General features: G+C 47.8%; 11 protein-coding genes and 2 tRNA genes. 3 read left to right on the plus strand and 10 right to left on the minus strand.

All coding sequences use genetic code 11. The features are described from left to right. Positions 1–116 precede the first annotated feature (116 nt). Positions 117–875, minus strand: a complete 759-nt coding sequence (locus ACY0JR_RS13145) for a sterol desaturase family protein (protein ID WP_462634558.1) — start codon at positions 873–875, stop codon at positions 117–119. A gap of 326 nt (positions 876–1,201) precedes the next feature. On the opposite strand from ACY0JR_RS13145, the gene ACY0JR_RS13150 reads away from it, so the two are divergent. Further along, on the plus strand, positions 1,202–4,126 hold the full coding sequence (locus ACY0JR_RS13150; protein WP_462634559.1) for a PAS domain S-box protein: 2,925 nt from the start codon (positions 1,202–1,204) through the stop codon (positions 4,124–4,126). A gap of 355 nt (positions 4,127–4,481) precedes the next feature. After that, positions 4,482–5,342 (plus strand): hypothetical protein, encoded by an 861-nt coding sequence (locus ACY0JR_RS13155; protein WP_462634560.1) that lies wholly within the window; start codon positions 4,482–4,484, stop codon positions 5,340–5,342. A 110-nt stretch (positions 5,343–5,452) separates the two neighbouring features. Here the strand turns inward: ACY0JR_RS13155 and ACY0JR_RS13160 are convergent, their stop codons facing one another. From ACY0JR_RS13160 to mutS, 4 genes are all read right to left on the minus strand, one after another. Continuing rightward, a complete protein-coding gene (locus ACY0JR_RS13160) occupies positions 5,453–6,205 on the minus strand; it encodes a DUF4145 domain-containing protein (RefSeq protein ID WP_462634561.1) in 753 nt (250 codons plus the stop codon). Positions 6,206–6,337: 132 nt separating this feature from the next. Beyond that, positions 6,338–6,421: transfer RNA gene (locus ACY0JR_RS13165), tRNA-Leu, on the minus strand. Between the two features lie 71 nt (positions 6,422–6,492). After that, a tRNA-Gly gene (locus ACY0JR_RS13170) sits at positions 6,493–6,568 on the minus strand. Positions 6,569–7,112: 544 nt separating this feature from the next. Next, positions 7,113–9,698 carry a DNA mismatch repair protein MutS gene (gene mutS, locus ACY0JR_RS13175; protein WP_462634626.1) on the minus strand — a complete coding sequence of 862 codons (2,586 nt, stop codon included), beginning with the start codon at positions 9,696–9,698 and terminating at the stop codon, positions 7,113–7,115. Between the two features lie 283 nt (positions 9,699–9,981). On the opposite strand from mutS, the gene ACY0JR_RS13180 reads away from it, so the two are divergent. Further along, complete coding sequence (locus tag ACY0JR_RS13180; RefSeq protein ID WP_462634562.1) at positions 9,982–10,512, plus strand: RNA methyltransferase; 531 nt, start codon at positions 9,982–9,984, stop codon at positions 10,510–10,512. A gap of 100 nt (positions 10,513–10,612) precedes the next feature. Here the strand turns inward: ACY0JR_RS13180 and ACY0JR_RS13185 are convergent, their stop codons facing one another. The 5 genes from ACY0JR_RS13185 to ACY0JR_RS13205 all read right to left on the minus strand — a co-directional run bounded on the left by ACY0JR_RS13185 (position 10,613) and on the right by ACY0JR_RS13205 (position 18,023). Further along, positions 10,613–11,005, minus strand: a complete 393-nt coding sequence (locus ACY0JR_RS13185) for a hypothetical protein (protein ID WP_462634563.1) — start codon at positions 11,003–11,005, stop codon at positions 10,613–10,615. Between the two features lie 111 nt (positions 11,006–11,116). After that, a complete protein-coding gene (locus ACY0JR_RS13190; RefSeq protein WP_462634564.1) occupies positions 11,117–11,722 on the minus strand; it encodes a tetratricopeptide repeat protein in 606 nt (201 codons plus the stop codon). A gap of 871 nt (positions 11,723–12,593) precedes the next feature. Then, positions 12,594–16,223, minus strand: a complete 3,630-nt coding sequence (locus ACY0JR_RS13195; protein ID WP_462634565.1) for an ABC transporter permease/M1 family aminopeptidase — start codon at positions 16,221–16,223, stop codon at positions 12,594–12,596. Between the two features lie 48 nt (positions 16,224–16,271). Beyond that, positions 16,272–17,174, minus strand: coding sequence for an ABC transporter ATP-binding protein (locus ACY0JR_RS13200; RefSeq protein WP_462634566.1), 903 nt, complete (start codon positions 17,172–17,174; stop codon positions 16,272–16,274). A 249-nt stretch (positions 17,175–17,423) separates the two neighbouring features. Beyond that, a complete protein-coding gene (locus ACY0JR_RS13205; protein ID WP_462634567.1) occupies positions 17,424–18,023 on the minus strand; it encodes a hypothetical protein in 600 nt (199 codons plus the stop codon). Between the last annotated feature and the right edge of the window lie 338 nt (positions 18,024–18,361).

Below are 18,361 nucleotides of genomic sequence, written 5' to 3' on the forward strand. Positions count from 1 at the left end.
AGCGCCAACACTGCTTCAAAATTTAGAGCATGTGTTTTAAGCCTCATTTCACTAAAAGACATCAAAAAGCCTTGCAGGTTAAACTTGCGAGGCTTTTTGATTGCATCTGGGCAGCACTAACTCCGCTTTTTGGCACTTACTAGTTTGGTGAGCGTCTCCTGGTATTTCAGATGCGTGGTTCCCAGCCACTCGTCCCAGTACCGGAAGTAGAGCCCGTAGTTGCCTTTGAAGAACTTGTGGTGCATGTTGTGGTTGGTGGAGGTGTTCAGCCACTTCCCTACCTTACTTTCTACCAGCCACTGCGGGTAAATCTCGTACCCCAGGTGCCCGTACACGTTGTACACCGTCATCAGGAACAGAAATAGCACAATGGCTACCGGATGAATGGGAATGAGCAGCGCTACTACAAAGATGATTCCGCCTTCCACTACCGCTTCTAAGGGACTGAAAGAGAAAGCCGCCCACGGCGATGGATTCACTGATTTATGATGCGTTAAATGAAAAAGCTTAAACAGGCGCGGGTGGTGCATGAGCCGGTGCGTCCAATAGAAATACGTATCATGGATCACCAGCGCCAAGAGCACACTTATCCCAAAATAGCCCCAGCCGTGGTCAGAGAAGTTGGTATACACCTGCGTGTGGGGCAAAATAACCGGAGAAGATAAGATCACCCCGTACAAGGCGAACACCACAAAGGTGAAGAACGAATACCCCACCTCCCTCATGTAATCTTTCCGCTTCGGGAACAAGGCCTGTATCTTTCTCGGGGCGAACTTATGGGGCAGAAAAACATAAAACACCAGAAACGGCAACCCGGCAACTAACAGGTAACGGGCCGCCAGCACGGCATAGAGTAGCCAAAATTGTGCTTTCATTTCAAATTGTAAACTTAGTGAAAGAATAAAGCTATAATTATAATTACCTTTAGTGGTGGAACATTTCAATACCATTGATAAGTTTACTGAACATCAGACATATACTTCCGACGAAGAATACAAAAATCCTGTCTTTTTCACTGATAAATCCTTTTACAAATAATATAACTATCGCCAAAGCTGTCTTTATCCTTACATAATTACCGATTACACTTCGGCAAACAAATTACTTTCCAGCTGGTCTATACAAGGCTTCCTTGATTAATCTATCCTAGAAAACTGAATTACCCACATCCTATTACCTATTAGATTCCATTTTTCAGCTCATGCACATTCAACGCACCCTGTTTGGCGCTTTTCTGGTCGCTTTTCTCAGTCTTCTGTTCTTTGCAGTAGTGGCTTATTTCAATCTGAAAGAAAATGAAGCCCTTGACCACCAGAAAGAAGTCTCCTTGCGGGTACTTAAATCGGCGGAAGGGCTTTACCACAACTTGCAGGACATAGAGGCAGGCACCACTTCTTTTATAACTACCCGCCAGAAAGCGGCTTTGTTAAAGCAACAGGTAGCTTTATCTCAGTACACGCAGCACTTACGGGAACTCCAAAGCGCGGGCGTAACAGATAGCGTGGAAAAAAGCCAGATCAAGGCCATTGCCACGAAAACAAAAACCTTTATACAAGCGGCAAACCAACTGGTTTCGCAGGTAAGTGCCCCTGCGGCCACCCCAGGCCGTACGATGTCCAGTGACCAATTGAAGAATCAGCTAAGCTCTATTGGCTTTCTGGTGCAGACCGTGGAGGAAAAAGAGAGAAACATGCTCCATTTCGCAGACGCTGAAGCCACTGTCAAAACAGAGCACATGTTCTCCTCTTTTGTAGTCTTCTCTGCATTCATGTTCTTTTTTCTCATGACTACTTATTGGTCTATTAACAGAACGCTGGCCAACAAAAACAAAGCCGCCGCCATTCTCAGGGAGAAAGAACAACTCTATTCGGGCCTGTTCTACAAAAGCCCAGTCATGCTTTCTCTGGTAGAGGCCGCTTCGGGTAAGATCATAGACACCAATGAAAGAGCCCTTGATTTCTTCGGGCACACCCGTGAGCAGGTCATAGGTACTACCGCAGAAAGTGCAGCCATTTTCATGGACCCTTCTGCCAGGCCGGCCATGCTCCGGCAATTAGCCCAAGACCAGAAAGTAGTACGGTTTGAGACGCAAGTAAAAGCCAGAAACCAAATCAGAGACGTCATCTACAACATTGAGAAAGTAGAACTAGGCAACCAGGAGTGCTTTCTACTGGCTTTTGAAGACATTACCGAACAGAAAATAGCCGAGAAGAAACGAAAGGAAAGCGAGACCCTTTTCTCTACCATCTTCTACAAAAGCCCCATCATGAAATCTATCTCAGAGGTGAGCACCGGCGCTTACCTAGATGTAAATGAAAACTACGCCCACTTCTATGGTTATGAGCGAGAGGAATTCATAGGGAAAACCAGCAGTCAGATGAATATCTGGAAAAAGGAGGAAGATCGGGTTGCCCTTGTCACAGAGCTGCGGAAAAAAGGAACCGTGAAGACGTTTGAGGTGGAAACCAGAATTAGAAATGGCGAATTCCGGCATGTTTCCGTTCACGCAGATTTAGTGCAATTGGAAAACAAAGAATGTCTGGTAGGGGCGTTCATAGATATTACCGAACAAAAAAAGGCCGAGGAACTGATAAAAAGCCTCAATCTCTCGCTGGAGAAAAGCGTGGCCAAGCGCCTCAAAGAGATTTCTGACTACAAATACGCGCTGGACCAATCTTCCATAGTAGCCATTGCCGACACAAACGGAATTATTGTTTTTGCCAATGATAACTACTGCGCCATTTCTGGCTACACGCCGGAAGAACTTATTGGGTCCCATTACAGCATCACAGACTCTGGGCAACACCCGGACGAGTTTCTGCCTTACCTCTGGAAAACGGTTTCAAGCGGCAAGATCTGGAAAGGCGAATTGAAAAGTAAAACTAAAAGTGGTACCTTCTACTGGACAGACGCCACCATCATTCCAATTCTGGACGAAACCGGCACCCCTTACCAGTACATGACCATTAGGTGGGACATCACCGCCAAAAAGAATACCGAAGCCGCTTTGCTGCAAGCGTTTGATGAGCTCAGGAAAAGCGAGGCCCGGCTTAAACAGGCGCAGGCGTTATCACATCTGGGTAGCTGGGAATACACGTTTGAAACCCAGGAGTTACTCTGGTCAGACGAAATTTACCGCATCCTGGGCACCACGCCCGCTGAAACCGAGGCTTCTTTCTCCGCTTATCTGCAATTCATCCATCCGGAAGATAGCGCCATGGTAGAAAAAATAGTGCGGAAAACAATTGCCTCTACCTGCACCTCCTGCCAGTATTACTGCCGAATAGTGCTCCCAAATGGTGATATCAAGTACCTTTTCAATGAATTCACCAAAGAACCTTCGGTGCCAGGGCAACCCGATAAACTTTTAGGCATTATTCAGGATGTCTCTAATGAAAGCCGGGCTCAACTGGAGAAAGAACGCATCACTTCTGATTTGCTGCAACGGAACAAGGACCTGGAGCAGTTCGCCTACATTGTCTCGCACAACCTCAGAGCCCCCGTCGCCAATATCATGGGTCTGTCTAATCTCATGCGCACCCTGGCCCCTGGCACGCCTGCCTTCTTTAAATCTATGGAAGGTTTGCAGATCTCCGTCAATAAACTGGACGCCGTTATCAATGACCTGAATAATGTCTTGCAAATACGGCAGGAAGTGAATGAGCGCAAAGAACTCGTCAATCTAAACCAACTGGTAGAGGATATCAAAACAATGACTTCTGGCTTAATGGCAAAGGAAAATGTCTCCATCAGCACCAATTTTTCTGATGTAGACAAACTCTACACCATTAAAAGCTATTTGCATAGCATTTTCTCTAACCTTATCTCCAACAGCATTAAGTACCGGCAAGCCCACCAGGTACCCGCCATTGAGATTCTGTCCTACAAGAAGGACGGCAAGAAGATCATCACCTTCCGCGACAATGGCTTGGGCATTGACCTGAAAACCCATCAGCACAAGATCTTCGGGTTGTACAAACGGTTCCATTTCCATACCGATGGCAAGGGCATGGGCTTGTTTATGGTAAAAACCCAGGTAGAAGCCTTGGGCGGTAAAATCCATGTGCAAAGCCAGATAAACCAGGGCACCGAATTCTCCATTGAGTTTGACGAGACCTACACCTAAAGACCTTTCCACATATCGCGTACTTATTTAATTCGTTTTAAGTCTGATTTTTCAAAAGCAGCTTGAAAACATGCCTCTGGTAAACCACGCCAGCAACAAGCCTTGTCAAGCAATTGGATAAGTACCTGGTTACGGTAACCGGCGGGCGGAAGTATTCGCTGTGGGGTTAGCTTTTACTTTCAGTGCATTGACTTCTGAGCCATCTGCCTTATATTTCTGGAACAGAACCAAATAGCGGTACTTTTAACAGCTAGGAGCATTATGCAGCCGTTCTGCTTCGGAATTCGTTTTTAGCGTTCTTTGGCAAAAAGGCCTAAAAACGGAATGCGGTACTTGTTTCTAAAAAGGCTTTCCCATGATGAAGACATACCTTTGGCTTGATATCTCCTTTTCTTTCCTACTTGGACTGGCTGGCTGCCAGAAATCTGACGACGAGGTGAAAGCTGATCCGGTGCAGCAGGTAGCTCCTTCAAAAACGCCGGTTGTGCCCATGATTCTGGAAGCCTCTGGCATAACCGACAGCAAAACCGTTCCGGGCCATCTTTGGGTGCAGGAAGACAGTGGCAATCCGGCTCAACTTTATCTGTTAGCGCATACCGGAGCCGTCTTAAAGAAGGTTCCTCTAAAAGGAGCCGAAAACAGAGATTGGGAAGACATGGTCCTTTCCGGCGACCAAGTATATATCGCAGACATCGGGGACAACAATCAGACGGCCAAAGAATACTTTATCTACCACTTCAAAGAACCATCTGCGGCTACAGATACCATCAGAAACGTCTCTGTCATCAAATTCCAATACCCCGATGGCTCTCATGACGCAGAAGCTTTTCTTGTAGACCCTAGGAGCAAGGATATCCTGATCTTTACCAAAACAGACACCAATTCCCGTCTCTACAAACTGACGTACCCTTACGCCGCCACTTCCCTGAACACGACAACATTGGTAGGAAACCTGCCCCACCCCTACGTGGTAAGCGCCACCCTCTCCCCCAACGGAAAGGAAGCCATTATCAAGACTTACGGCGCGCTGTACCGCTACGCGCAAAAAACCAATGAACCCCTAGAGGAGTTTCTACTGAAAGACTACACCACCCTGCCCTACACCATAGAACCCCAGGGAGAATCTGTCACCTTCGCCGCAGATGGTTCCGGGTACTTCACGTTAAGCGAGAAAGGCTTGGCTTCTGCGGTGCATCTGTTCTTTTATAAGCAGTAGGTATTGTTGCAGTTAAACTCTGAGGTGTAAAAACAGAAAAGCCGCGCACTGTGGCACATATACGCCTCAAAAGGTTTAACCTTACAAGGCTTTCTACGCTTCAGCAGTCATCAACTTTTCCTTCTTGGCCCTTTTTTCTTCCTTATTGCCTTACTTATAGTTTTAAGTAAGGCATCACGTTTACTATAGAGCTTTTCAATAGAATACTCCAATAAAGTATAGGCATCTATAACATCCCCTCTTTCAACTTTACCAATATGGCTACCGCTATTTCCAATCCACTTTATTGCTAAGAGATGATCAGCAATATCTGGCTGCTTTGTTTTAAATTTCTCAATCCGAGAATGCAGGTTCAGCCTTAATCTTTCCTTCTTTTTTGTGATAATTGTCTTCTGTACTCTTTGTTGATCCATTATTAACTCTAGAGTAGATCTGATTTTATTAACACAAGAAGCCGTGTCACACCAGTATAGTTTGAAAGATGCTTCTGTTTCGTTTCTTATTTCTACAGGACAATTCTCATTGATTCTAAATATGTGAAGAGCAGGAACAAAGAACTCAGGTTTGAATTCATCGGTATACCCACCTACCTCATCATACAAATACTCTACAGAACCATAACCAGTAAAAATTACTACGTCTTTACAATATTTGTTTGTACATTTTAATAATCCAATGAATCTATATCTTATAAATTCAAAATCCCAATCAGGTTCATCCTTCAACCTTCTAGATTCTGCAGTTTCCTCTTTTATAAAATTTTCTTCTAGTAGCCCCAAAGAACCCTTTTGACATATTGGGCATGGCCAAGAGGGAATATTGTCTAAAGTGAAACGATCCTGCTTCCAAATAGCTTCTTCCATGATATTGAGAATGTAAAACAGCTTACAATATATTCCACAAAAATGAAAATGCTTGTTATTGCCCTATTACTCACACAATAAAAAAAGCCCTGTAAATATTTAATTTACAGGGCTTTTTTACTACTCAATAAGTACCAGGAGCGGGAATCGAACCCGCACTTCCTAATGGAAACAAGATTTTAAGTCTTGCGTGTCTACCAGTTCCACCATCCCGGCAACCTCGTTTCTGGGCAGAAACGAAATAGGCAGATAAAGAAAAGACGTTACCGGGGTAACGTCTTTTTTCTTGGAGCGAAAGACGGGGTTCGAACCCGCGACCTCGACCTTGGCAAGGTCGCGCTCTACCAACTGAGCTACTTTCGCGTTTTGTTTTCTAATCCGCTGTTTGAATTAGTGATACAAAGGTAAGCACAAAATTCACGAAGTCAAGTCCTGCCACCAAAAAAATCTTCTCAAAAAGCTAATGTTTCTGAAAATCAGGGAGAAAAATTTTCAAGAAACTTGGCATACAACTGCATTTACAGCCTTTTCCCTAAAAACAGATGCCAAATGTAATGCCTCTTTTGAAACTCACACACTTGTTCAAAAGAAAAGCAGCTAAACTTTCGCGGTGAAAGCAGGGCCAAAACGTAAAAACCTGTGAGGTCTCCAATATCTCACAGGTTTAAAACAGTTCAATCAACTGGCGCGGGACTCCTGTCTAGTGACTTAGGATGAAGCGAGTCGCCAGACTCGCCGGAAACCTCTGGCAGGTGATTAAGACTTAGGAGAAGTATTCTTATTAAAAGAAGAAAGTAAAGTACATGCCCACAAAAAAGCCGTATTTAGCTTGTTTTCATCAAAACAGCCCAAACACGGCTTTTACAAAAGCTGACCTAACTCAGGACTCAGAACTATAGACTCAGAACTACTTCCTATCTACCAGCATCTTCAGCTCATTCAGCTTTAAGAGTGCCTCTACCGGTGTAATGGTGTTGATATCCAGCTTTTCGAACATTTCTTTGATACGCACCAGTTGCGGGTCGTTGAGTTCAAACATGCTGAGTTGGTACGGCTGCTTGGGCAGGCTTTTCAAAGTTTCCTGCGGGTCTTGGTGCGGATGGCTGATTTTCTCCTGCTCCAAATGGTGCATAATCTCGTTCGCCCGTATCACAATGCTGTTGGGCATTCCGGCCATTTGCGCCACCTGAATCCCGAAACTGTGGGCACTGCCGCCTTCCACCAGTTTGCGCATGAACAGAATCTTTCCGTTGCTTTCCTTCACGCTCACGTTGAAGTTGCGCACGCGCGGAAAATCTTCGGTCAATTGGTTCAGCTCATGGTAATGGGTGGCAAAGAGCGTTTTGGCCCTCCCCTTTGGGGCGTTGTGCAGGTGCTCTACAATGGCCCAAGCAATGGAAATCCCGTCATACGTACTAGTACCACGGCCAATCTCGTCCATAAGCACCAAACTTCGGTCCGAAAGGTTGTTCAAGATGCTGGCCGTCTCGGTCATCTCCACCATAAACGTACTCTCGCCGCGGCTCAGGTTGTCTGAGGCGCCCACGCGGGTGAAAATCTTATCAATGACGCCAATCTGCGCTGCCTCGGCGGGCACAAAGGAGCCAATCTGCGCCATGAGCACAATAAGGGCGGTTTGCCGCAGCAGGGCACTTTTACCGGCCATGTTGGGTCCCGTAATGATAATCACCTGCTGGTCCTCGTTGTCCAGCCTGATGTCATTTGGCACGTAGCGCTCGCCCAACGGCAACTGTTTCTCAATAACCGGGTGCCTACCTTGCGTGATGTTGAGGACGGTGCTTTCATTTACCTCGGGCTTTATGTAGTTGTTCTGCGTAGCCAGGTGTGCGAAATTGGCGAGGCAGTCCAGCATGCCAAGGGCTTTGGCGTTCTGCTGAATCTGCGGCACAAACTCGGCGGTGCTTAAGACCAGTTCATTGAAGATGCGTTGCTCAATCACAAACAAGCGGTCTTCGGCGTGCAGAATCTTTTCCTCGTAGGTTTTCAGTTCTTCGGTGATGTAGCGCTCGGCGTTTACCAAGGTCTGTTTGCGCATCCAGGTGCTGGGCACTTTGTCTTTGTGGGCGTGGGTAACCTCCAGGTAATACCCGAACACTTTGTTGAAAGCAATTTTCAGCGAAGAAATTCCCGTATTCTGCACCTCGCGCTGTTGAATCTGCAGCAGGTAATCTTTCCCCGAGAACGCAATCGCGCGCAGTTCATCCAGTTCGGTGTCAATGCCATTTTGCACCATGTTGCCTTGGTTGGTCAGCATGGGGGCGTCGGGCTTGAGCGTGCGCTGGATTTCATCCCTGATGGACTCACACGGCAACAATTGGTCAGCCAGTTTCTGCAGGGCGGGCACGCCGCTGACCGCCAGCAGTTCTTTAATGGGTAACGTAGCTTCCAGCGCACGCGCCAATTGCAACAATTCGCGCGGGTTTACCCGGCGTACGGCTACTTTGGAAATGAGCCGCTCCAGGTCACTTATTTGCTTTAAATAATGCTGAATATCCTGCAGCAAATCTGGCCGGGCTTGCAGGGCTTCTACGGTATCTAAGCGGCGCTTAATCTGGGCAGCATCTTTCAATGGCAGCACCAACCATTTGCGCAGCAACCGTCCGCCCATGGGCGTGATGGTAGAATCCAACACGTCAATCAGGGGAACACCCTCGGGGTGCTGCGGATAAATCAGTTCCAGGTTACGGACGGTGAAGCGGTCCAGCCACACGTATTTGTCTTCTTCCAATCGGCCCAGAGCCGTGATGTGGCGTAGGTCGTGGTGCTGGGTTTCGGCGAGGTAATGCAGAATGGCTCCGGCGGCGGTGATGCCCTCGGTCAAAGCCTCCACCCCAAAGCCTTTCAAGGATTTGGTATTGAACTGCTTGGTGAGCGCCTCTTGTGCGAAGTCATAGTTGTACACCCATTCATCCAGCGCGTAATGGCAAAAGTCGGCCCCAAATGTCTGGAAGAAGTTTTCTTTCTGGCCTTTGCAGAAAAGCACTTCGGCCGGGCCGAAATTCTGCAAAAGTTTGGCAGCGTACCCGGCATCACCCTGGGCCAACAGGAACTCGCCGGTGGAGGCGTCCAGCAAGGCAATACCCATCTGCCCTTTCCCGAAATGCAGCGACGCCAGGTAGTTGTTCCGTTTCTGCTCCAGCACCTGGTCGTTAAACGAAATGCCGGGCGTTACCAGTTCGGTCACCCCGCGCTTCACAATGCCCTTCACTGTTTTGGGGTCTTCCAGTTGGTCGCAGATGGCCACGCGCTCTCCGGCCCGCACCAGTTTGGGCAGGTACGTGTCAAGCGAATGATGCGGAAAACCCGCCAGCGCCGTCTCAGACGCTGAGCCGTTGCCGCGTTTGGTGAGCATGATGCCCAGAATCTTACTGGCCTTGATAGCGTCTTCGCCGAAGGTCTCGTAAAAGTCCCCTACCCTGAACAGCAACAGCGCCCCGGGGTGTTTCGCCTTGATGGCGTTGTATTGTTTCATCAGCGGCGTAGCGCTGAATTCTGCGGTTGTCTTAGCCAAAGCGGTTTTTATGTGCTAATAATCTGATGTGCTCTTTTAAGCCTCTCTTGAAACGCTGTTCGTTTTAAAGGTGGTTTTCCAAAAAGAACCTGAAAACAGCCTCTCTCCCGGCTTCCTTGCTTTCTGTTTTAGAGCTGCTCCCTGAAAAGCAGGCCCAAAACACAGGTATTCCTGTAATGTCTTTACCTTTGCAGAACATTTTGGCCGGTGGCCGATGAACAGTTCTGTTATGCGTAAGTTAAGCATGGAAGACCTTCAACGCGATTCAGTGGAGGATTTCAAAAATAAGCAAAAAAATCCGTTGGTGTTGGTGCTGGACAACGTGCGCAGCCTGCATAATGTGGGATCTGCGTTCAGGACCGCCGATGCGTTTGCCGCGGAGAAGATATATTTATGCGGTATTACGGGCACGCCGCCCAACAAAGAAATCCATAAAACTGCGCTGGGCGCCACGGAGTCGGTGGAGTGGGCGCACGTGGCGAGTACGCTGGAGGCGGTGGAAGGCCTGAAGCAAAACGGGTATCAGGTGTGGGCCGTAGAGCAGGCCGAGGGAAGCACTTCTTTAACAGACTTTCGGCCAGCGGCCGACGCCAAATATGCGTTTGTATTCGGGAATGAGGTGTTTGGCGTGGAGGAAGAAGTGATTGCCGCCGCCCACGGCGTGCTGGAGATTCCGCAGTTCGGGACCAAGCACTCGTTGAACATATCAGTGACCGTAGGCGTGGTGGCTTGGGATTTTCTGAGTAAAACGCTGGCTGGTTCTACTTCAACTTAACTTTCTGCAAAAGACCTGATAATCGTTTTTGACATACCTACATAAAAGAAGAAGGCCTACCCAGTTGGGACAGGCCTTCTTCTTTTATGGCAGCAGCTTATTACTTCTTGCTGGTTTTAGTTACTTCCTGTACCATTGACAGGAAGTTGCCTTCTGGCTTGTTTTTGAATTCTGAATAAGCCTCTACCTGACGGCTGTTCAATACCTTGAATAATTCATTTTCAAAGTTGGCGTCAATTTCCTGCAGACGTGCATCGCGGGTAGCGGCGTCATTGCTGTACGTTTTGGCAACCTCAGCGGCTTTGGTCAAACGGTTCAGGTTTAGGGCTTTGATCTGGATGTATTCGCTTTCATTTAAGCCGATAGACTGCATCATGGAGCGGGTAACAGAATTGGTGGTTTTCTCCAGGGCCGGGTTAGCCGGACCATTCTGGGCAACTACGTTCATTACCAACGCGAATACAAAGCAAAGGGTAAGAGTAAGGTTTTTCATGGGTGTAAACGTTTAAAAATTAATTTTTGGGTTTAGTGTAATGGGCAGCACCGTATGCGGGTGCCTGAACAGTTTAGTTATGTGAAAGTGTTACTGCTGTTATATTTTCTATTAACGATTTGCGAATTGCTTCTCTAACTGACTTGTGGCCACCTTTAAGGCATATTCCGCCTCGGGGTGATGTGGGTGATACAGGAGGAACTGGTTTAAATCTGAGATGCTTTCCTGCACCTTGTTCAGTTCCAGCTTTACTACCGCCCGGTTGTACAAGGCTTTGGAATGCTCTGGGGCCATTGCAATCACCGCATCCAGATCGCGGATAGCCCCGAAGAAATCGTCTAAGTGGTACCTGGCCACCGATCGGCCATACAGGCCTTCGGTTACCGTGGTTTGCTCAAGGGCGGCCTCAAAATCTTGCAAAGCTTCTTTGAAAGCACCTATCTGCAGAAACGCATTTCCCCGGTTGGTAAGCAAATCTGTTTTATTGTCAGAAGACAGATTCAGCGCCTTTGAATAATCTTTGATGGCACCGAAGAAATCTTCATTCTCTACTCTAGCGGCGGCGCGTTCGGCGTAGGCCTGGGCATTGGCGGGCTGAAGCTTTATCTGCTGCGAAAGCTCTTTTATTCTGATTTTAGGCTCTGTATCATTTAAAGCAGGCAAGGAGATGGCCGAAGCTTGCAAAGAGGCTATCACCAACACCAATAGGCTTATCATCTTAAAACGTTGCATTCTTCTACTTTCGGCTTAAAACAAGGTGGTTGTACTAGGTTGCTTTCCTTTAGATGAGCAGAGGTTTTATCTACTAGAAAATGTCAATTACTTAAAGGAATGTGACAAATATAGAGAAACATTCAGAACGAAAGCAAGAACAGATATAAAAAAAGTCATTAAATAATGAACTTTTCTCTAAAACATGCCTAAAATCGCTAAAAATGGGGTTTTCTGTTCGAAAAAATTTTAACTAATTTTATCAATGATCTGTGATTTGGTCTTAAAACCTATAAACACCAGACAAAACTACATTCATATAATTACATATATTCTAACATCCTATGGTTAATTCAGTTAAAATTATGCTTTTCCTAGCATGATTTTAACTGCTAACAGAAGTTTTAACTCGCTAAAACATAGCATTAGCATCATATTTAATTATAACATACCTACAAACAAGCGTTTACCTCATATTCAAACTTTCTCTATAAGCGTTTGGAGAAACCTATTGGAAGCAGACGACTTCATGTAACCTTTCACAATACCTAGTTTCGGCACTATTTTCATAAAACATGTCACAAAAGCGATTTAACCCTAAACTGGCTAATGGAAGATAGGACTGCGTTACCGGCATTTTGAGAATAGAATTTTGAAAGCAGTCTTAAAACGCACTTGATCAGGTTTGGCGCACTCGTTTCACCGTAACGAGGTACGTGTGCAGAGGAAACAAGCCCTGCCTCCTTAGCCTGATGGTCATCCACCTTCCCTTTCGCGCACCCTTAAAGCTTTGGGAACTTCACTAGCAGAATACCCCAAACGCAAAAAGGCCCGGCTATTGTAGCCGGGCCTCTGTCAAATAAAGAAATTTGCAAGACTATGATTTCACCGTCACTTCTTTCATGTTGTCGGCTGGATTTCGGTCAATAAGTTTGATGTAAGGGTCTACTCCCGCTTTCTGGGGCTTTTCCTTCACCGTCACTTCCAGCTTGTTCTGACCAGCCTTGATGCGTTGTTTCTGCAAGTATAATGGTACGTCTTGCCAGTTGCCGTCAATCTTTTTACGGGTGGTTACTGCCACGTCTACAAAGTCATTCAGATTAGCCACTGTCTCATTACCCAGGCTATCGGCGCGGAATTTCTTGGCGTCTACGGTGAAGGTAACTTTGTAAGAGCCGTCCTTCTGCTTCACCGCTGAGGCCTCGGTGGCTTTGTTCTCGTACAGCGTGATGTTCTCAAACATGTCCTCTACCAGATACTGCAATGAATCTGGCGTGGCTTTCTTGATGTAGCTCAGAAACTCTACGGAGTTAGTGTATGGCGCTTCTTGAAACGCCACTTGCTGCACGTATTCTTTCAGGGCGGCGTTCAGTTTGTCTTCGCCAATGTAATCCGCCAGGGCGTACATGACCACAGAGCCTTTGCGGTAATGGATGTACTGTTGGTTTTCTACCAGATACAACGGCAGCTCTTTCTTGCGCTCTCCGGCCCGGCCGGTCAGGTAATTGTTCATCTCATATTGCAGGAACTTCTTCATACGCTCGGGGCCATATTCCTTTTTCATCACCATGAGGGCCGCGTACTGACTCATGGTTTCTGACATAAGCGTGGAGCCCTGCACGTCTCCGCCGATGACTTGGTGCGCCCACCATTGGTGCGCCACCTCGTGGGCCGTCACGTAGAACGGATAGTCAATGTCTTCGGGGTCTTTGTCGTCCACATCGGCAATGAACCCGATGGACTCTGAGAACGGGATGGTATTGGGAAACGCCTGCGCAAACGAACTGTACCCCGGGAACTCCAGAATACGCACCTGCCGGTGCTGGTACGGGCTGAAATTGGCGGTGTAGTAATCCAATGATTTTTTCACGCCCTTAATCATGCGGTCCAGGTTGTACTCATGGCCTTTCTGGTAGTACACCTCAATGGCGACATCGTTCCACCTGTCCTTTTTCACCTCATAATCCGCGGACAGGAAGGAATAGAAGTTCAGGATTTTGGAATCCATCTTATAATGGAAGTAACGGCGACCGTCTTTGATCCACTCTTTTTGCAGATAACCCGGCGCCAGGGCAATCTGGTCTGGTACCGTACTCACCACTGTTTCAAAGGAAATCCAGTCGGCGTCATTGCCCAGGTAGGTGTTCTGACGGGCTTTCAGGTCATTGACTTTGGCCATGCGTTCCTTCGGCTTCAGGCCGTGTTCTTTGCGGGTATCGTCCTCGCCCAACTCAAACCCTTCCTGGTAGCCAATGTGTGGCAGCAACTGACTGTTAATGAACGTGCCGTTGTACACGATACCCGTGTTGTAGCTGCGCTGCTTGAATCCTTTGGTCTGGTACAGCAAATCCAGGTTCAGCTTGATGGAATCACCGGGCAGAAGCGGTTGCGCCAACCGGAAGATATGATAGCCCATGGTTTTGTCAAACAGTACCGTTTTGGCCGGACGCGCAAAGGCCAGTTGCTTAATCACGGCATTTTCATCCAGCATGAGATGCACCGAGTCAATGGCGACGTTGGTTTTGTTTTTAAGCCAGTAATATCCTTTGAAGCGGAATTCGCGCTCTTTGGGGTACAAGTCGGTCTCCAGGTACACATCTACCAGCCTCGGCTGAGGCAGATTCTGGTATTTCTTGTACGTTTTCTCAAAAGCGGCCTGCAAACGCTCATTGTCGTCAGAATCGCGGTACTCGTGCAGGATGTTGGTGTTGTAGAAGATGAACCCGCCGCAGATGATGAACACCGTGGCCGCCGAGGCCAGCACCAGCATGGTAGATTTGTGTAGCTGCAGCGCAGCCAGTTTGAAACGACCTTTAATGCTGGCTGCGGTGCCGCGCACCCACAACAGGTTAGACACCAAGGCCAGCATGATGGCAAAGGCACCCCAGTACACTTTGAACAACAGGAACGGCTGCACAAAGTGCCCGTACCCGTTCATGGCCGAGTACGGCGTGCCGGGGTCTGAGTTGAAGGAATACAGCAAGTGCTCAAAACCTAACTGCCCTTTGAAAATATTAGCCAGGTAATACACCACCATGATAAAGTGCCCCAGGTACTTGTTGTTCACCAGCACCTGCACCAGCATGGCCAGCACACTCATCAGCAGAAAATCAATCAACTGCAGCCCGAACAAGCTTTTCACATACAGCCCCAGCTCAAAGTTGAAGTACCCTTTGGCCGCCTGAATCACAATTCCGCAGAGCATGACCACCGCCATCAAAATCACCTGAACCCCCATGAGGGCAATCAACTTAGACGTGAACGGCACCCAGTTGGGAATAGGCAAAGCATCATACAACTGATTCATGCGGGCATCGCGCTCGCGCCACACCAATTCCCCGGAGTAAAACGTGATGATGATGAGCATAAACAGCGCGAACGTGCCGCCCAGCATAGAAACTACTTCTGAGGTAACCGGAAACGTGTTGGTGCCATATAACTTTCCAATCTGCGAACCGGTGGACAACAGAAAAACCAAGCCCGACACCACAATGGCGATGAAGTACACACTGCGCACAATGCCTTTAAACTCCAGTTTGGTCAGTTTCCAGAACTGGGCAAAGCTGCGGGCGAAGGAGAACTCCTGGCTTACTTTGGAAAGCGTTATTCTGGTGGAAGTAGCCGCAATACCCGGCGTTTCTTCCCTACGTAATTTGCGGGCTTTTCCGTCTGAGGCGAAGAAAGAGAAGCTGAACCGCCAGAAACAGAAAACCAGCAAGAGCACCCCAATGCTTCCCCACAGCAAGCGGTTCCACAGCAGGTGCTGACTGAATGGCAACAGCAACGTGTTCTGCTCGGCGGCTGTCCAGTAGCGGGTAGTCAGGTGCACGGCCGTGGCTCCAAACGGGTCTACCAGATTAGAGATAGTTTCATTGTCCAAATCGGCGGTAAGGGAACTTGCCACTCCGTAGAGCACTAACACCAGCACACTGCCAATGTATACGGCCAGCATGTTGCGGGTAAGCGTCCCCAACGCGAAGAAGATAGCCCCGGTAAACAACAGGTTCGGGATAACGATGACCAGGTACGGCTGCACGTAATGCATCAGGTTGAAAGGTCCAAACTTAGACGCTTCCACTCCTGGGAACAGCGGCGCGATGGCCGAGGCAAAGAGGTACCCAAATGCGATACCCGAAAACACCAACAAGGTCACTACAAACGAACCCCAGAAACGCCCGCCCAGATAACTCCACTTAGAGATAGGCGTGGTAAAGAACAGGGAATGGGTTTTGTGCTCAAAATCACGGTACACGGGGTTGCCCATCATGGCCGAGGTCACCAGCACGCCAAACCAACTCAGGATGGTAATCACAAAGTTAATCTGGTACGGTGCATTGGCTTTGAGCGAAGCGCCGCTACCGCCGCCAATAATGACCGTTCCGCCAAACACGCCGCTCACGCCAAACACGCACAGCAGCGCCATGAAAAAGAAAATGAAAAAGTAGATATAGGTAGCCGGCCGCTTCAGGCGGTATTTCAGCTCAAACAGAAAAATATTCAGGAACATAGCAAAGTCGTTTTAGGTCTGATTTTAGAGAAATAGGAGTAAAACAAACTATGCAATGACTTCTTCGGGCTGCGGCTGTCTGGCAACCCCACTAATGGTAGCGAAGTACACGTCTTCCAAATCTGGCTGCACTGGCTCAAACTCCAACCCCGGACGGGCGTTGGCGTACACGTGAATGATGGTTTTACCAGCGAACAGACGGGAGGAAATCACCGCGTGTTCAGCTTGGTGCTGCGCCAATTCTTCTTTTTTGATGAATTTCCGCCAGATCAGGCCGTTCATCTGGTCAATGGCCTGCAGCGGCTCGCCGGTGGCCAAGACTTCGCCTTTGTTGATGATGGCCATGTTCCGGCACAAGTCACTCACGTCATCTACTATGTGGGTAGACAGAATCACAATGATATTCTCGCCAATCTCGCTCAGCAGGTTATGGAACCGGTTCCGCTCTGCGGGGTCCAGGCCAGCGGTGGGCTCATCCACGATAATGATTTTCGGGTTTCCTAGTAAGGCCTGTGCAATCCCGAAGCGTTGTTTCATGCCGCCGGAGTAGCCGCCCAGGTTCTTCTTGCGCACTTCATAGAGGTTGGTCTGTTGCAGCAGCGAAGCCACCGTTTCTTTCCGCTCTTTGCTGTTATGGATGCCTTTGAGCACCGCAAAATGGTCCAGCAATTCCTCGGCACTCACCTTGGGGTAAACCCCGAATTCCTGCGGCAGGTAACCCAAGGACTTCCGCATTTCGTCTTTCTCCCGGAACACGTCCAAGTTCCCTAACCTGATGTTGCCGCTGTCGGCCTCCTGCAAGGTGGCAATGGTGCGCATGAGCGATGATTTTCCGGCCCCGTTTGGCCCTAACAGCCCGAACATGCCCGTCGGGATGGTCAGGTTTACATTCTTGAGCGCCTGCACGCCATTGGGGTACGTTTTGGAAAGGTTCTGAATGATGAGTTCCATGAAGAGTTTGGGTTTAGTTTGTAGACAGAGTGATTGATTTCTAGAAGATTAGTAGAAACAACAGACCATAAATTACAGAAACACCGCAGAAAAGCCTATTTCTTTTCAGGACAGTTCTAAACCTGCTTTTCTGAAAACAGCACCTAAACCACAAGCCTACTCCACGCCTTCCCAATGGCACTAAAAAGCCGATGCCCTGTCTCTAAAAGAAACAGGGCATCGGCTTTAGAAAAACTATGATAACTCTACCTACACGTAACGGAGCACTTGCTCCTGGAAGGCACGTTTCAGGTAGGAGCCTTTGAAATTCTCAACCGGCTGTACTTTGGCTATGGCCGGCAGCACGGCTGGGTCGCCGGTGATATAGGTAAGCACCAGGTCGAAAACATGGTGCATTTCAATGCGGTTGTTAGCGCCGTCGCAGATAGGGAAGAAATTCTCGAAAGAGACTTCGCCGGTCTCAGGCAAAAGGTTGTATTTGGAAAGCACGGATTTCACGATAGACTGGCCTCTGGCGGGCTTTGGCGTTTTCACAATGCTCTGCCCCATAATGAATTTACCGTGTAGAAAGTGTAGGCACTGCGTTATTTTAGCAGACCCTACGTAAGAAAAGTAGAAGAGCACCTCATGGCCCACCACATCCAAGTCCTGGTTTACGTGGAATTCGGGCTTTCCTAACAGCTGCTTCGCCTGGCGGATAGTCGCCCCAAAAGCCAAGCCTCTAAAGGTAACTTCCTGCTGCGTATTGGTTTGAAGATTCTTAGGCGCAGATAACACGTTGCGCATGCTGGCCACGGTACGCACATAATTCACTCTATCAAAATAGTCCTCTTTCGTTTGACCTCCCACATCCAGCCTGTTTTTAGACTTTCTTAATACCAACGTTTTCCAAACAGAAGTAAACATCATCAACAAGATTTAATAATATAGCTTTAATTTCCTGATTTAGCCATTTTTTTTGATAAGACAAGTTCTTGTTTCACTCCCGCTTCCCTTATCAACTTAGATTTTACTTACGCTATTTACAGACTATCTACAGCTACTCAAAGCACTTCTTAGAAGAATATAACAACTTCCTTATTCTAGCTAAAACTTAATTTCACCAACAGAGTAGCGTTCAATCCCATTCCCATTTAGATACTATTTAGCTAAGAGTAGCTATTTTCAGAACTCCCCATTCTCTAAGT

This window comes from Rufibacter sp. JT3400010 (assembly GCF_054956755.1).

Excerpts from the sequence above, each read along its gene's own strand:
- ACY0JR_RS13145 (WP_462634558.1), bottom strand. The coding sequence starts at position 875 with ATGAAAGCACAATTTTGGCTACTCTATGCCGTGCTGGCGGCCCGTTAC.
- ACY0JR_RS13150 (WP_462634559.1), top strand. The coding sequence starts at position 1,202 with ATGCACATTCAACGCACCCTGTTTGGCGCTTTTCTGGTCGCTTTTCTC.
- ACY0JR_RS13155 (WP_462634560.1), top strand. The coding sequence starts at position 4,482 with ATGATGAAGACATACCTTTGGCTTGATATCTCCTTTTCTTTCCTACTT.
- ACY0JR_RS13160 (WP_462634561.1), bottom strand. The coding sequence starts at position 6,205 with ATGGAAGAAGCTATTTGGAAGCAGGATCGTTTCACTTTAGACAATATT.
- mutS (WP_462634626.1), bottom strand. The coding sequence starts at position 9,698 with ATGAAACAATACAACGCCATCAAGGCGAAACACCCCGGGGCGCTGTTG.
- ACY0JR_RS13180 (WP_462634562.1), top strand. The coding sequence starts at position 9,982 with ATGGAAGACCTTCAACGCGATTCAGTGGAGGATTTCAAAAATAAGCAA.
- ACY0JR_RS13185 (WP_462634563.1), bottom strand. The coding sequence starts at position 11,005 with ATGAAAAACCTTACTCTTACCCTTTGCTTTGTATTCGCGTTGGTAATG.
- ACY0JR_RS13190 (WP_462634564.1), bottom strand. The coding sequence starts at position 11,722 with ATGATAAGCCTATTGGTGTTGGTGATAGCCTCTTTGCAAGCTTCGGCC.
- ACY0JR_RS13195 (WP_462634565.1), bottom strand. The coding sequence starts at position 16,223 with ATGTTCCTGAATATTTTTCTGTTTGAGCTGAAATACCGCCTGAAGCGG.
- ACY0JR_RS13200 (WP_462634566.1), bottom strand. The coding sequence starts at position 17,174 with ATGGAACTCATCATTCAGAACCTTTCCAAAACGTACCCCAATGGCGTG.